At 70.0% G+C, this 13,866-nt stretch carries 16 protein-coding genes and 1 tRNA gene; 10 read left to right on the forward strand and 7 right to left on the reverse strand.

What is annotated here, in order from left to right; genetic code table 11:
• Window positions 1-19: 19 nt before the first annotated feature.
• Window positions 20-796, reverse strand: a complete 777-nt coding sequence (locus tag OG878_RS19930; RefSeq protein ID WP_328888045.1) for a DUF5819 family protein — start codon at window positions 794-796, stop codon at window positions 20-22.
• Between the two features lie 115 nt (window positions 797-911).
• On the opposite strand from OG878_RS19930, the gene paaA reads away from it, so the two are divergent.
• From paaA to OG878_RS19960, 6 genes are all read left to right on the forward strand, one after another.
• A complete protein-coding gene (paaA, locus tag OG878_RS19935; protein ID WP_328888046.1) occupies window positions 912-1,967 on the forward strand; it encodes a 1,2-phenylacetyl-CoA epoxidase subunit PaaA in 1,056 nt (351 codons plus the stop codon).
• Window positions 1,964-2,254 carry a 1,2-phenylacetyl-CoA epoxidase subunit PaaB gene (gene paaB, locus OG878_RS19940; RefSeq protein ID WP_328888047.1) on the forward strand — a complete coding sequence of 97 codons (291 nt, stop codon included), beginning with the start codon at window positions 1,964-1,966 and terminating at the stop codon, window positions 2,252-2,254. The genes paaA and paaB overlap by 4 nt, the downstream gene beginning before the upstream one ends.
• Window positions 2,251-2,952 carry a 1,2-phenylacetyl-CoA epoxidase subunit PaaC gene (gene paaC, locus OG878_RS19945; protein ID WP_328888048.1) on the forward strand — a complete coding sequence of 234 codons (702 nt, stop codon included), beginning with the start codon at window positions 2,251-2,253 and terminating at the stop codon, window positions 2,950-2,952. Before paaB ends, paaC begins: the two co-directional genes overlap by 4 nt.
• Window positions 2,946-3,452 carry a 1,2-phenylacetyl-CoA epoxidase subunit PaaD gene (paaD, locus tag OG878_RS19950; RefSeq protein ID WP_328888049.1) on the forward strand — a complete coding sequence of 169 codons (507 nt, stop codon included), beginning with the start codon at window positions 2,946-2,948 and terminating at the stop codon, window positions 3,450-3,452. The genes paaC and paaD overlap by 7 nt, the downstream gene beginning before the upstream one ends.
• Complete coding sequence (locus tag OG878_RS19955) at window positions 3,453-4,511, forward strand: 2Fe-2S iron-sulfur cluster-binding protein (protein ID WP_328888050.1); 1,059 nt, start codon at window positions 3,453-3,455, stop codon at window positions 4,509-4,511. It begins immediately after the preceding gene.
• Between the two features lie 126 nt (window positions 4,512-4,637).
• A complete protein-coding gene (locus OG878_RS19960) occupies window positions 4,638-5,792 on the forward strand; it encodes an acyl-CoA dehydrogenase family protein (RefSeq protein ID WP_328888051.1) in 1,155 nt (384 codons plus the stop codon).
• Window positions 5,793-5,887: 95 nt separating this feature from the next.
• Here the strand turns inward: OG878_RS19960 and OG878_RS19965 are convergent, their stop codons facing one another.
• From OG878_RS19965 to OG878_RS19980, 4 genes are all read right to left on the reverse strand, one after another.
• Window positions 5,888-6,232, reverse strand: coding sequence for a rhodanese-like domain-containing protein (locus OG878_RS19965; protein WP_030930368.1), 345 nt, complete (start codon window positions 6,230-6,232; stop codon window positions 5,888-5,890).
• Between the two features lie 46 nt (window positions 6,233-6,278).
• Window positions 6,279-7,247, reverse strand: a complete 969-nt coding sequence (locus OG878_RS19970) for a J domain-containing protein (RefSeq protein ID WP_328888052.1) — start codon at window positions 7,245-7,247, stop codon at window positions 6,279-6,281.
• Window positions 7,248-7,305: 58 nt separating this feature from the next.
• Entirely contained in the window at window positions 7,306-8,757 is a 1,452-nt protein-coding gene (locus OG878_RS19975) for a DUF2252 domain-containing protein (RefSeq protein WP_328888053.1), read from the reverse strand.
• 136 nt (window positions 8,758-8,893) lie between these two features.
• Window positions 8,894-10,033 (reverse strand): hypothetical protein, encoded by a 1,140-nt coding sequence (locus OG878_RS19980; RefSeq protein WP_328888054.1) that lies wholly within the window; start codon window positions 10,031-10,033, stop codon window positions 8,894-8,896.
• Between the two features lie 77 nt (window positions 10,034-10,110).
• On the opposite strand from OG878_RS19980, the gene OG878_RS19985 reads away from it, so the two are divergent.
• Window positions 10,111-10,587 carry a MarR family winged helix-turn-helix transcriptional regulator gene (locus tag OG878_RS19985; RefSeq protein ID WP_328888055.1) on the forward strand — a complete coding sequence of 159 codons (477 nt, stop codon included), beginning with the start codon at window positions 10,111-10,113 and terminating at the stop codon, window positions 10,585-10,587.
• Window positions 10,588-10,636: 49 nt separating this feature from the next.
• Here the strand turns inward: OG878_RS19985 and OG878_RS19990 are convergent, their stop codons facing one another.
• A complete protein-coding gene (locus OG878_RS19990) occupies window positions 10,637-10,984 on the reverse strand; it encodes a winged helix-turn-helix transcriptional regulator (RefSeq protein WP_277327278.1) in 348 nt (115 codons plus the stop codon).
• A gap of 130 nt (window positions 10,985-11,114) precedes the next feature.
• On the opposite strand from OG878_RS19990, the gene OG878_RS19995 reads away from it, so the two are divergent.
• Window positions 11,115-11,726, forward strand: coding sequence for an FMN-dependent NADH-azoreductase (locus OG878_RS19995; protein ID WP_328888056.1), 612 nt, complete (start codon window positions 11,115-11,117; stop codon window positions 11,724-11,726).
• Window positions 11,727-11,955: 229 nt separating this feature from the next.
• On the opposite strand, the gene OG878_RS20000 is transcribed toward OG878_RS19995, so the two are convergent.
• Window positions 11,956-12,038 (reverse strand) — tRNA-Leu (locus OG878_RS20000).
• Between the two features lie 325 nt (window positions 12,039-12,363).
• Here OG878_RS20000 and OG878_RS20005 point away from each other — a divergent pair.
• Both OG878_RS20005 and OG878_RS20010 read left to right on the forward strand, forming a co-directional pair.
• Window positions 12,364-13,239: a DUF3662 and FHA domain-containing protein gene (locus OG878_RS20005; protein ID WP_328888057.1), complete on the forward strand. Its 876-nt coding sequence runs from the start codon at window positions 12,364-12,366 to the stop codon at window positions 13,237-13,239.
• A gap of 10 nt (window positions 13,240-13,249) precedes the next feature.
• Window positions 13,250-13,765: an FHA domain-containing protein FhaB/FipA gene (locus tag OG878_RS20010; protein WP_277327275.1), complete on the forward strand. Its 516-nt coding sequence runs from the start codon at window positions 13,250-13,252 to the stop codon at window positions 13,763-13,765.
• The last annotated feature ends 101 nt before the right edge of the window (window positions 13,766-13,866 follow it).

Below are 13,866 nucleotides of genomic sequence, written 5' to 3' on the forward strand. Positions count from 1 at the left end.
GCGCTCGGGGAAGACGTGCTCACTGGTCCGCCTCCTCGGCGTTCTCGGGGAGGTCGGCGGAGGTCACGGTCCACCACGGCAGCACCCGGTAGCTCGGCCTGGTACTGATCTTCTCCGTACTCCACGGCGGCGCTCCGACGGAACGCATTTCGGACCGGACCTGGATGCGCTCGATGGTGCCGCCGTAGTCGTGCTCACTGAGGCGCAGCATCACCATCCGGCGGATGTAGCGCTCGGAGAGTTCGCCGCGCAGGCCGTTCGGACGGTTCTCGACGTCGTGCGAGTTGACGTAGAAGTCCCAGCCACGGCGGAGTTCGTTCTGATGGACGTGGCTGGGGAGAAGATTGCCGCGTATCGCCTTGCCGTCCTCGCCGGAGAGGCTCATCCAGGGAGTGGTACGGCGACCGTCGGCGCCGGCTATCTCGGCCCGGACATGCACGGCGACGTTCTGCTGGAGCGGATTGGGAGCGAAGAGCTTCCAGTTCTGCTCGAACTCGGGATAGACCCAGTCGTCGACCACCTTGCCGTGCTGCTTGGTCAGGGTGTTGGACGGAGCGACGTGCAGGAACACCATGGCCAGGTGGGTGCAGGCGATCAGCCCGATGATCGACAGCGCGACGGCGGTAGCGATCTGGTAGGGAAGAGACAGGCCCGCGACACCGGCACGCGGCGGCTCGGTGGCCGCACCGGAACCGGCGCCCTGACCGGTGTCGAACGGGACGTCCTCATGCCGGACCGCCCCCGGCCCGGCGCTCCCGCTCCCGCCTCCGACGCCCCTGTCGTCGTACGAATCCATCCCGCCCCGATCCCCGTCGATCCCCGGTCAGTTATCCACAGGGTTGACACCCTACGGGCCAGCGACTCACCATTGAAGCCAATGAACCGAACGATCGGTCGGTAGGGAGCCCGGGATGGCGGCAGTGACTGCGGACCAGACAGCGCAGGCGACGGTGCAGGCGGCAACAGGCGGGCACGACGACGCGGAGAGCGCCCTGCTGGCCGTGTTCGACGCTGCGGTGGCGGCGGACGAGCGCATCGAGCCGCGCGACTGGATGCCGGACGCCTACCGGGCCTCGCTGGTCAGGCAAATGGCGCAGCACGCCCATTCCGAAATCATCGGCATGCAGCCCGAGGCCAACTGGATCAGCCGTGCCCCCTCGCTGCGCCGCAAGGCGATCCTGATGGCCAAGGTGCAGGACGAGGCGGGGCACGGGCTGTATCTCTACAGCGCGGCGGAGACCCTCGGGACGAGCCGCGAGGAGCTGCTCGACAAGCTCCACGCAGGCCGCCAGAGGTATTCGTCGATCTTCAATTACCCCACGCTGACCTGGGCGGACGTCGGCGCGATCGGCTGGCTGGTGGACGGCGCCGCGATCACCAACCAGGTGCCGCTCTGCCGCTGCTCGTACGGCCCGTACGCCCGGGCGATGGTCCGCATCTGCAAGGAGGAGTCCTTCCACCAGCGCCAGGGGTACGAGCTGCTGCTCGCCCTCGGCCGCGGCACCCCGGCGCAGCGCGAGATGGCGCAGGACGCGGTGAACCGCTGGTGGTGGCCGTCCTTGATGATGTTCGGCCCACCGGACGACGCGTCGGCGCACTCGGCGCAGTCGATGACCTGGAAGATCAAGCGGCACTCGAACGACGAGCTGCGGCAGCGGTTCGTCGACATCTGTGTCCCGCAGGCCGAGACGCTGGGGCTCACCCTCCCGGACCCGGACCTCAGGTGGAACGAGGCGCGCGGACACCACGACTTCGGGGCGATCGACTGGACGGAGTTCCAGGAGGTCCTGAAGGGCAACGGCCCGTGCAACGAACAGCGCCTCACCCAGCGGCGCCGGGCGCACGAAGAGGGCGCCTGGGTACGGGACGCGGCGGCCGCCTTCGCGGTGAAACACCGGACTGAGAACCCTCACGCGCGGACGCGCGAGGCAGACACACCCACAGCGAACGCGGAGGCGACGGCATGAGCAGCTCGACGGACTGGCCCCTGTGGGAGGTGTTCGTGCGGTCGCGACGCGGCCTCTCGCACACCCACGCGGGCAGCCTGCACGCCCCGGACGCCGAGATGGCCCTGCGCAACGCCCGCGATCTGTACACGCGCCGCTCCGAGGGCGTCTCCATCTGGGTGGTGCCGTCGACGGAGATCACGGCCTCCTCGCCGGACGAGAAGGACTCCTTCTTCGAGCCGTCGGGCGACAAGCCCTACCGGCACCCGACGTTCTACGAGATCCCGGAAGGGGTGAAGCACCTGTGACCGCGGCCCTCGCCCTCGGCGACGACGCGCTGGTGCTGTCGCACCGGCTGGGGGAGTGGGCGGGCCATGCGCCCGTGCTGGAGGAGGAGGTGGCCCTCGCCAACATCGCCCTGGATCTGCTGGGACAGGCCCGGGTGCTGCTCTCGCTCGTGGGGGACGAGGACGAGCTGGCGTTCATGCGCGAGGAGCGGGCGTTCCGCAACGTTCAGCTGGTCGAGCAGCCCAACGGCGACTTCGCCCACACCATCGCCCGCCAGCTCTACTTCTCCGTCTACCAGCGGGGGTTGTACGAGCAGTTGTCAGCCGGTGACGGTGAGTTCTCCGGGCTGGCGGCGAAAGCCGTCAAGGAGGTCGCCTACCACCAGGACCACGCCGAGCACTGGACGCTGCGGCTCGGTGACGGCACGGCGGAGAGCCACCAGCGGATGCAGCACGGGGTGGACGCGCTGTGGCGGTTCACCGGTGAGCTCTTCGAGCCGGTCGAGGGCGTGGAGATCGACTGGCAGTCGCTGCAGAACGACTGGCTGACGACGGTCACCGGCGTACTGGAACGGGCGACGCTGACTGTGCCGGCCGGCCCGCAGTCAGGTGCCTGGACGGCCGGGGCCGGACGTCAGGGCATCCACACGGAACCATTCGGCCGGATGTGCGCCGAGATGCAGCATCTGCACCGCAGTCACCCGGGTGCGTCATGGTGACCGGGACGCTGCTGGAGGAGGAGGTGCGCAGGCTCGCCGGGTCCGTGCCCGACCCCGAGCTGCCCGTCCTGACCCTGGAGGAGCTGGGGGTGCTCCGCGGGGTGGAGGTACTCGCCCCCGGCACGGTCACGGTCCGCCTCACCCCGACATACACCGGCTGCCCGGCGATCGAGGCCATGTCCGCCGACATCGAGCAGGTGCTGCACGACCACGGGATACCCGAGGTCTCCGTGGTCACCGTCCTCGCGCCCGCCTGGTCGACGGACGACATCAGCGCGGAGGGGCGGCGCAAGCTCGCCGAGTTCGGCATAGCGCCCCCTCGCGCGCACGACGCCGCAGGCCGGTCCGGCGGGCCGGTGCCGCTCACCCTCTCGGTGCGATGCCCGCACTGCGGCTCCACGGACACGGAGCTGCTGAGCCGGTTCTCCTCGACCGCCTGCAAGGCGCTGCGCCGCTGTGTGAGCTGCCGCGAACCGTTCGACCACTTCAAGGAGTTGTAGATGTTCCATCCGCTCCGGGTCCGCGCGATCGAGCGGCTGACCGATGATTCGGTGGCCGTCACCCTCGCGGTGCCGGCCGAGTTGCGCGAGACCTTCCGCCACAAGCCCGGCCAACACCTCAATGTGCGTTACACGGTCGACGGCGAGGAGATCCGGCGTTCGTACTCGATCTGCGCCCCGGCCGCCGAGGCGCCCGCCGATCCGGCGCTGCGGGTGGGCATCCGGCTGGTCGACGGCGGTGCGTTCTCCACGTACGCCCTCAAGGAACTCGCCGTCGGCGACCAAGTCGAAGCAATGCCTCCGATGGGGCGCTTCGTGCTCACTCCTCGCGCCGGGCATTTCGCGGCGATTGTCGGCGGCAGCGGCATCACCCCGGTGCTGTCGATCGCATCGACGCTGCTGGCGCGGGAACCCGAGGCCCGGTTCTGCCTGATCCGGAGCGACCGGACAGCGGCGTCGACGATGTTCCTGGACGAGGTCGCCGACCTCAAGGACCGTTACCCGCACCGTTTCCAGCTGGTGACGGTGCTCTCCCGGGAGGAGCAGCAGGCGGGCCTCCCGTCCGGCCGGCTCGACCGGGAGCGTCTCACCGGGCTGCTGCCCGCTCTGCTTTCGGTGGACGAGGTGGACGGCTGGTACCTGTGCGGGCCCCTCGGCCTGGTCGTGGCAGCAGAACGTGCACTGCACGGCCTCGGCGTCGACCGGACCCGTATCCACCAAGAGATCTTCCATGTCGACGACGGGCCGGCCGAGGCCGTCCGCACCCGGGTCGAGGCGCCCGCGCACAGCACGCTCACCGCGACACTGGACGGCCGCTCGGGAAGCTGGCCGGTCCAGGACGGCGAATCGCTGCTGGAGACGGTGTTGCGCAGCCGCTCCGACGCGCCGTACGCCTGCAAGGGCGGGGTGTGTGGGACCTGCCGGGCCTTCCTGGTCTCGGGCGAGGTCCGGATGGACCGCAACTTCGCGCTGGAGCCGGAGGAGACGGGGGCCGGCTATGTGCTGGCCTGCCAGTCGCATCCGGTCACTCCGGAGGTGGAGCTCGACTTCGACCGCTGACCCCGCCGGGCTCCCCGGCCGTTCGCCGAGGTCCCGCTCCCCTGTTCCTTTCTTGTAGAACCTGTTCTATCTTGACGACCCGTCAGGTCCGAGTACGAGCACAACGGTTCGCAGGAGGCCAGGGCAGTGGACTTCACCTTCACCGAGGAGCAGCAGGCCGCCGCCGAGGCAGCGAGGGCGATCTTCTCGGGCGTCGAGCCCGACGCGGTACCCAGCCCCGCCCTCGTGCCGGGTGCAGTGGACCGGGACATCGACCGCTCTCTGTGGGCCGGGCTGGCCGCAGGCGACCTGCTGGGCCTGACGCTGGCACCGGAGCACGGCGGGTCCGGGCTCGATCCGGTCGCGCTCTGCCTGGTCCTGCGGGAGTCCGCCAAGGTGCTCGCCCGGGTGCCACTGCTGGAGACCTGCGCTGTCGCGATGTCGCTCCAGCGAGACGGCGATCCCGGACTGGCCGCCGAGCTGCTGCCCCGCGTCGGCCGGGGCGAGCTGGTCCTCACCGTCGGGGCCAACGGCCGCACCGGCCATGGCCCCGCCGAGCTCGCCGTCACCGCCCGCCCGGACGACGGAGAGAACGACAGCGACGCCCCGGAATGGGTGCTCGACGGGGTGCAGTCGGGAGTGCCGTGGGCGCAGTCCGCCGACTGGATCGCCGTGCCGGCCCGAACAAGCGACGGCCGGGCCGTGCTGGCCCTGGTGAGCCGCACCGCCGAAGGCGTCACCCTGGCCGAACAGGTCTCCACCAGCGGCGAGTTGCTCGCCGAGGTCCGGCTCGATGCAGTACGCATCGACGACCGCGCGCTGATCGGCGCCCCGGGAGCCTGGGAGTGGCTGCGCGCCTTGCTCACCACCGGAACCTGCGCGCTCGCACTGGGACTTGGCGAGACCGTGCTGGCCATGACGAGCGAATACACCGGCAAGCGCGAGCAGTTCGGTTTCCCGGTGGCGACGTTCCAGTCCGTCGCCGTCCAGGCCGCGGACCGTTACATCGATCTGCGGGCCATGGAAGTGACCCTCTGGCAGGCCGCCTGGCGGATCTCCACCGGCGCCGCCGGCGCGCTGCCCGTCGAGGGTGATGTCGCCGTGGCGAAGATCTGGGCGTCGGAGGGCGTACGCCGGGTCGTGCAGACGGCCCAGCATCTGCACGGCGGCTTCGGCGCGGACACCGACTACCCGTTGCACCGCTTCCACGCCTGGGCGAAGCAGATCGAGCTCTCGCTCGGCCCGGCAGCGGCCCATGAGGAGGCCCTGGGCGACCTGCTGGCCGCCCATCCTCTCGGCTGAGGCCACGGTTCCGCCCCGGAGCCGTGGCACCGCTGGCGGACCGTCCGTTCCGGCCGGATCGACGCGTTCCGGCCGGACCAGCGGTTACGACCGGATCAGAGGACGAAGGCCGGGGTGCCGTTGTCGGTGACCATCGGACGGCCGGCACCGTCCCAGGCGAGCATCCCGCCGTCGATGTTCACGGCGTCGATGCCCTGCTGCACCAGGTACTGGGTGACCTGGGCGGACCGGCCACCGACCCGGCACATCACGTGCACGCGGCGGCCGTCCTCGGCCGCCTCGGTCAGCTCACCGAAGCGGCCGACGAAGTCACTCATCGGAATGTGCAGGGCACCTTCGACGTGCCCGGCGGCCCATTCGTCGTTCTCCCGGACGTCCAGCACCAGGCCGTCCGACGGCACCGCCGCAACATCCACCGAGGGCAGCGGGGCGAAATTCATGGGTCATGCCTTCTCTCGTACGTACGCTCCAGGGTTACTGGAAACGCTACTGCACCAGCCCGGCCAGCTCCGCCTCGCGCTGTGAGACCTCACCCAGCAGCTGCTCGGCAATCTCGTCCAGCAGACGGTCCGGATCGTCGGGTGCCATCCGCAGCATGGCCCCGATCGCACTCTCCTCCAGCTCTTGGGCGAGCACCGTCAGCAGTTCCTTGCGCTGGGTCAGCCAGTCCAGCCGGGCGTAGAGCTCCTCGCTCTCGCTGAGCTCCGCCCGCTCCGCGACCGGCCCGGCCTCCCACTCCTGCGCCAGCTCTTTCAGCAGTGCCTCGTCGCCGCGCCCGTAGGCGCCATTGACACGGGTGATGAACTCGTCCCGGCGCGCGCGCTCCTTCTCGTCCTGAGCCAGATCCGGGTGAGCCTTGCGAGCCAGCTCGCGGTAGAGCTTGCGCGCCTCCTCGGTCGGCCTGACGCGCTTCGGCGGCCGAACCGGCTGCTCGGTCAGCATCGCCGCCGCCTCGGGGGACAGCCCTTCGGAGTCGATCCAGTCGTGGAACAGCTCCTCGACGCCCGGCATCGGCATCACGAGCGCCCGCGCCTCCTGCGCCCTGCGCAGGTCCTCGGGGTCACCGGTCCTCGCGGCCCGGGCTTCCGCGATCTGCGCATCGAGCTCGTCGAGGCGGGCGTACATCGGGCCGAGCTTCTGGTGGTGCAGCCGGGAGAAGTTCTCGACCTCGACGCGGAAGGTCTCCACTGCGATCTCGAACTCGATCAGCGCCTGCTCCGCCACGCGCACAGCCTTCGCCAGCCGCGCCTCGGGACGCGCCCCCTCGGCGGCACGGCCGACTGCACCGTCCGTCCCGGCGTCCGCGCCGGCATCCGTTCCGGCGTCGGCCGTGAGGCCCTGCTGCTTGTCCTGCACGGGCTGCCCGTCCTGCACCTGCTGCTCGTGCTGCCGGTCGTTGTCCTGCCGGTCATCGTCGTTCCGGGTGGTCGGCACCCCGGCGGCTTCGTGGGTCACCCGTCCAGCGTATGGCCCCGTCCCACCCCCCGAGGACGCGCGGTCGTGCAGCGGCGCCTCAGACGCCCAGCTCGGCCGCTATTCGCCCGGCGCCGACGGCCCGCACCAGCTCAGCGTGGTCCGCCTCCGTACGGTTCGCGTACGTCACCGCGAAGCTCGCCATCGCCTCGTCCAGCTCGTCGTTCTTCCCGCAGTACCCCGCGATCAGCCGCGGGTCGGCACTGTGCGCATGGGCCCGCGCCAGCAGCGCACCCGTCATCCGCCCGTAGTCGTCGACCTGGTCGGCCGTCAGGGCCACCGGGTCCACACTGCCCTTGCGGTTCCTGAACTGCCGCACCTGGAACTCCCGCCCGTCCACGGTCGCCCACCCCAGCAGAATGTCGCTGACGACCTGCATCCGCTTCTGCCCGAGCACCACGCGGCGCCCCTCGTGCGCCACCTCCGGCACCTCGAACCCGACTGCCGGCAGATACGGCGCCAGCGCGGAGGGCCGCGCTTCCTTCACCTGCAGCACCAAGGGCTCGCCCCGGTGGTCGAGCAGCAGCACCACGTACGACCGGGTGCCGACGCTGCCCGTACCGACCACCCGGAACGCCACATCGTGGATCGCATACCGTGCGATCAGCGGCACCCGGTCCTCCGAGATCGTGCCCAGATAGTCGCCGAGCCCCGCGGCCACGGCCGCGGCCTCCGCATCCGGCACGCGCCGCAGCACCGGCGGTGCATCCACGAAGCGGCGCCCGCCGTCCTCGGACTCCTCCGTGGACTTGGCCGCGAAGCGCGCACTGGTGTTGTTGCGGGCCTTCTCCGAGACCCGCTCCAGCGTGCCGAGCAGATCCCGCGCATCCGTGTGCGAGACGAGCTCCTCGTCCGCGATGGCGTTCCAGGCATCGAGGGCGGGCAGTCTGGCCAGCAGCCGCATCGTCCGCCGGTACGCGCCCACCGCGTCGTACGCACCTTGCCGGCAGGTGCCCTCGTCCGCCCCCGCCTCCCGCCCCGCCAGCACCAACGAGGTGGCGAGCCGCTTCAGATCCCACTCCCACGGGCCGAACACGGTCTCGTCGAAGTCGTTCAGATCGATGACCAGGCTGCCGCGCGCATCGCCGTACAGCCCGAAATTGGCCGCGTGCGCATCGCCGCACAACTGGGCGCCCACCCCCGTCACCGGTGTGCCCATCAGGTCATGGGCCATCAACCCGGCGGAACCCCGCAGGAACGCGAACGGCGTGGCAGCCATGCGCCCCACCCGGATCGGCGCCAGGTCGCGAACGCGGCCCCGGCTCGACTCCTCGACCGCCTGAACCGCGTCGGGCCGACCGGCCGGAAGGACCAAGGCGTCGTGGGAAGCCCTGGGCACCCGGCCGCGCAGCGCCTTGCCTGCCTCCTTCGGCGACGGCGGGGCGCTCCGCTCCGCCACCACCGTGCGCTGCGCGAACCCGGGCACGACCGGAATGCGCGGCCCGACCGTCACAGCCCGCTGCATCGGCACCGTCGCACTGAACTCACCCATGGCACGCAGCCTCCCCCGCCCTCGACCGGCGACCTTGCCCAACATCAACTGCCGACGACGGTACCGCCGGACACCAACAGGCGTCCGCCCCTGTGGAAAACCAGGACGGACACCTGTGGACAACGCTCGGTCCTGGTCAGACGGCGACGGTCTCCTCGAGCTCTTCCTCCAGCTCCTCCTTCGCCCCGGCCTGTGACCGGAGCACCGCCTCGGACGGGCTCCCCGCCGCAGGCCGGTCCTCCGCCCCGGCCCGGTGCCGGGCGCCGACCGAGCTCTGGGCGTGCCCGGCAGCGCTCCGCCGCTTCCCCTCGGCCAGCCCGGCCGCACCCATCACGCCCAGACCCACCACGAACCACAGTGCGAGCACCAGCACATGGCCGCCGAGCGCATGCCCGTCGAAGTACACATGGCTGCGCACGGCCTCGACGAAGCCCGCACCGTTCCAGAAGGCATGCAGCGAACCGAAGAAACCGGGCTGCAGTTCGGGCCGGAAGATTCCGCCGGAGCTGGTGAAGTTGAGCATCACGAACAGCACCATCACGCCGAGCGTCGTCCACCGCTTCAGAAATGTGTGCAGCCCGATACCGACCAGCAGGATGCCCGCCGAATAGAGCCACGCCATCGCCCAGACGCCGCCGAGCCCGTGGTCCACCAGGCCGAACAGCGGCCCTGCGAACGCCGCTCCGACGGCACTCACGACCAGCGACGCGCCGACGGCCAGCGTCGCCCTGATCCGCAGCGCCAGCACCGCGCCGGCGCCGCCGATCACCGCGACCGAGGCGTACGACCCGATGCTCACTGCGACCAGCAGGAAGAAGATGCCCTGGCCGGTCGGGTCGCCGTCCGCGGTCGGCGCCGTGTCCGTCACCTTCAGCGGGTCGCCCTGCGCGGCCGCGACCTTCGTGAAGACCTTCTCCACCACCGTGGCACTGGTGTCGGAGGAGGCGGAGGCCACGAGCAGTTCGGGGTGCTTCCCCGGCAGGTATGCGCCATAACTCGCCTGTGTCCTGAGGTGGTTCACGGCGGTGGCCCGATCGGGGACCGTACGCACGCTCAGCGCCCCATCGCCCTTGTCCTGCAGCGTCTGCGCGAGCACCTGGGCCTGCGGACCCGACCCGACCACGTCCACCCTCAGGTCATGCGGTTCCGGGGCATGGAACGCACCGAGGTAGGCGAGCCCCATGCCGATGCACATCAGCAGCGGGGTGACGAGATGGGTCAGCACATGACGCACAGCCCCGGCGGTGGAGCCGGTGGCGCTCGGGCCTGTAGACATCGGAACTCCAATAGTTGGCTTTTACAACTCCTACATCTGTTGTACTATACAACTGAAATTTCAGGAAGGTGAAACCCGTGACAGGCACCCCCGGGGAACGCGAAGAGTCACTGGACGTCATTCAGCGCGAACTGACCGCGTTCGCACGCCGAGCGCGCGCCGCCGCGGCCCGCCTCCATCCGGAGCTGCCCCTGGTCTCGTACACGCTGCTGGCACACATCGACGACCGCCACGGCTGCCGCGCAACGGACCTGGCGGCGCATTACATGCTCGACAAGTCGACGGTCAGCCGGCAGATCCGCACCCTGGAGAAACTCGGCCTGGTGGAGCGCCACCCGGACCCCGCGGATCACCGCATCCAGGTGCTGCATCCCACCGAGGCCGGAACCCGCGCCCTCGCCTCGACCCAGGCCAGTCGCCGCACCGCCTACCAGGAACGCCTGGCGGAGTGGACCTCGGACGATCTGGCCCGTTTCGCGGAGTACCTGCTGCGCTACAACTCGTCGGGCGGGACGAGCAGCCAGGGCGCCCAGGAGGGGCACCAGCAGCCCTAGAGGCCGGGCGCAGCACCCGAAGCGGCAGAAGTCACAGCCCCGCGGGCCGTCAGCAGCCGCCCCCGTCATCGGCGAGGTACGTCTTCGACCAGAGCGCCAGTTCCTTGAGGGCGGGCTCCATCGCAGCACCCGCCCGCGTCAGACGGTACGAGACCCGCAGCGGAGGCCCCTCGTCGACCTGACGCACCACCAGACCGGCCGCACCGAGCTCGGACAGCCGGTCCGAGAGCATGCGCTCACTGATGCCCGGAATCGCCCGACGCAGATCGGCGAAGTGCACCGGCTGCTGCATGAGCACGGAGACGATCGGGCCCGTCCAGCGCTTCCCGAACAGCTCGAAAACGCGCGTGATGCCCACGTCGACCCGCTGACACGCCTGCTCGCTGTGCTCCGCCATACACCAAGCGTACTGCGTCGCCGTGCGGGACTTACGAATAGTAAGGACCTATGTTATTACTAGGTACGTACAAAACAGATGTCCTCCCAACCGGCCGGACATCACCCCCTAGACATCCGTGGAGACCCCCATGGCCACGCTTCTGCACCTCGACTCCGCCGTCTTCCCCCAGGGCTCCGCATCGCGCGAGGTCACCGCGGCCTTTGTCCGGACGTGGATCGAGCAGCACCCCGACGGACAGGTCGTCTACCGCGACCTCGCCGCGAACCCGCTGCCCCACCTGGACGCCGCCGCAGCCGCCGCCGGCGCCGAGGACGCGCTGCGCAGCGAGCTCGCCACCGAGCTGGAAGCGGCAGACGCCGTCCTGATCGGCGCGCCGATGTACAACTTCGGCATTCCGTCCACCCTGAAGGCCTGGCTCGACCAGGTGATCATCGTCGGCCACAACGCGGGCCCCGACAGCCCCGTGGCGGGCACTCCGGTCACCGTCGTCGCCAGCCGCGGCGGCTCGTACGCGCCCGGCACCCCGCGCGCGGACGCCGAGTTCGTCCAGAACTACCTGGAGAAGCTGCTGACGAGCATGTTCGGCGCCGAGGTCGACTTCATCGTTCCGGAACTCACGCTGGCGCACTCCCAGCCGGCGATGGCCGAGCTCATCCCGCTCGCCGAGGCCTCCCGCGCCCAGGCGTTCACCGATGCCGCAGAGAAGGCCAAGGCGCTCGCCGCCCGCTTCGCCGCCTGAGCCGCACGGGCAATGGGCCGGGGACCGCGGAGTACTCGATCTCCGCGGCCCCCGGCCCTTCCTTTTACTCACACGCCAGAACACCCTGGCATGCACCGGAACGCCCCGAATCAGGCGTTTCACGTGAAACAAGGAACAGAGCAAGGCCGGCACGCCGCGGCAGCACCGGACGCGACATCGGGAAACGAAGAAGCCCCACAGACCATTGGCCTGTGGGGCTTCTCTCTTGTGCGCGAGGGGGGATTTGAACCCCCACGTCCCTAAGGACACTGGCACCTGAAGCCAGCGCGTCTGCCGTTCCGCCACTCGCGCATGAGTGGTGTTTTCAGACTCTCTCACCTGTTGGTGCGAGCGCCTGGCGACATCCGGAAGATTAGCACGCTGGACAGGGTGGATTCACATCCGTTGTTTCGTAGGCAGGTGCGGAACGAACGAAGGCGGCCGGAACCCACGCCGCCCGCCCCCCACTCCTCCTCAGTGCACCCCAGGTGCGGGACACTGTCAGGAGCCCACCTCTACGATCCCTGTGAGAGGTGACACTCATCCACAGGGCAGATAAGGGGAACCAGCCGATTTCCCGACGCGTGGATACGATCAGTAAGCAGTACAGGGACGAGAACACCGGAGGAGGTGCCCCATGGGAGTCATGAAGCGTTTCGAGCAGCGTCTCGAAGGTCTGGTCAACGGCACCTTCGCCAAAGTGTTCAAGTCCGAGGTCCAGCCGGTCGAGATCGCGGGCGCCCTCCAGCGCGAGTGCGACAACAACGCAACGATCTGGAACCGCGAGCGGACCGTCGTCCCCAACGACTTCATCGTCGAGCTCAGCGCCCCGGACTACGAGCGCCTCAGCCCGTACTCGGGCCAGCTCGGCGACGAGCTCTCCGGTCTGGTCCGGGACTACGCCAAGCAGCAGCGGTACACCTTCATGGGACCCATCAAGGTCCACCTGGAGAAGGCCGACGACCTCGACACCGGGCTCTACCGCGTACGGAGCCGCACCCTCGCGTCGAGCTCGTCACAGCAGGGCCAGCAGGCTCCCCAGGGCCACCCGGGACAGCCCGGCCACCCGGGACAGGGGCGGCCCGCCGCTCCCCAGCCCACGGGTGGCTACGGCTACCCGCCCAGCGCCGTTCCGCCCATGCCCGCGGCCCCGCCGCCGGGTGGCGGCCGCCACGGCGCACCCGCCCACGACCGGCGCCCGCCGGCCGCGCCCGGCCCCGTGCCGAATGCGCAGGTCCGACGCTGGATCGAGATCAACGGCACCCGCCATCAGATCTCCCGCCCGACGCTGGTGCTGGGACGCAGCACCGACGCCGACGTGCGGATCGACGACCCCGGCGTATCCCGCCGGCACTGTGAGATCCGGACCGGAACGCCCTCGACGATCCAGGATCTCGGGTCTACCAACGGCATCGTGGTAGACGGGCAGCACACAACCCGCGCTACGCTCCGCGACGGCTCGCGGATCGTCGTGGGCAGCACCACCATCGTTTACCGGCAAGCCGAAGGGTGAAGCGGGGGCAATGTCAGAGCTGACCCTGACGGTCATGCGGCTAGGTTTCCTGGCCGTTCTGTGGCTGTTCGTGATCGTGGCCGTCCAGGTCATCCGCAGCGACCTGTTCGGAACGCGCGTCACGCAGCGCGGCTCACGCCGCTCTGCGTCCGACGCACGGCCGCAACAGGCACGCCAAAACGCCGCGGCACCGCCGCAGCAACGCCAGCAGCCCGGCCGCCAGCGCCGGGGGGCACCCACCAAACTGGTCGTCTCCGAGGGCACCCTCACCGGCACCACGGTGGCGCTCCAGGGACAGACCATCACCCTGGGCCGGGCCCACGACTCAACGATCGTGCTGGACGACGACTACGCGTCCAGCCGGCATGCCAGGATCTACCCCGACCGTGACGGCCAGTGGATCGTCGAGGATCTCGGGTCCACCAACGGCACGTATCTCGACCGGACCCGTCTCACCACCCCGACGCCTGTTCCGCTGGGCGCGCCGATCCGGATCGGCAAGACCGTCATCGAGCTGCGGAAGTAGTACGACAATGAGCGAGCGGAGCGAGCGAGCCGCACGGATCCGGGCAACGGACCCGGCCCGGCTCCCGACCGGAGGGTGGGCAGTGTGGCTCGAGACCGGCT

It is taken from the genome of Streptomyces sp. NBC_00316 (genome assembly GCF_036158715.1).
Classification (GTDB): Bacteria; Actinomycetota; Actinomycetes; order Streptomycetales; family Streptomycetaceae; genus Streptomyces.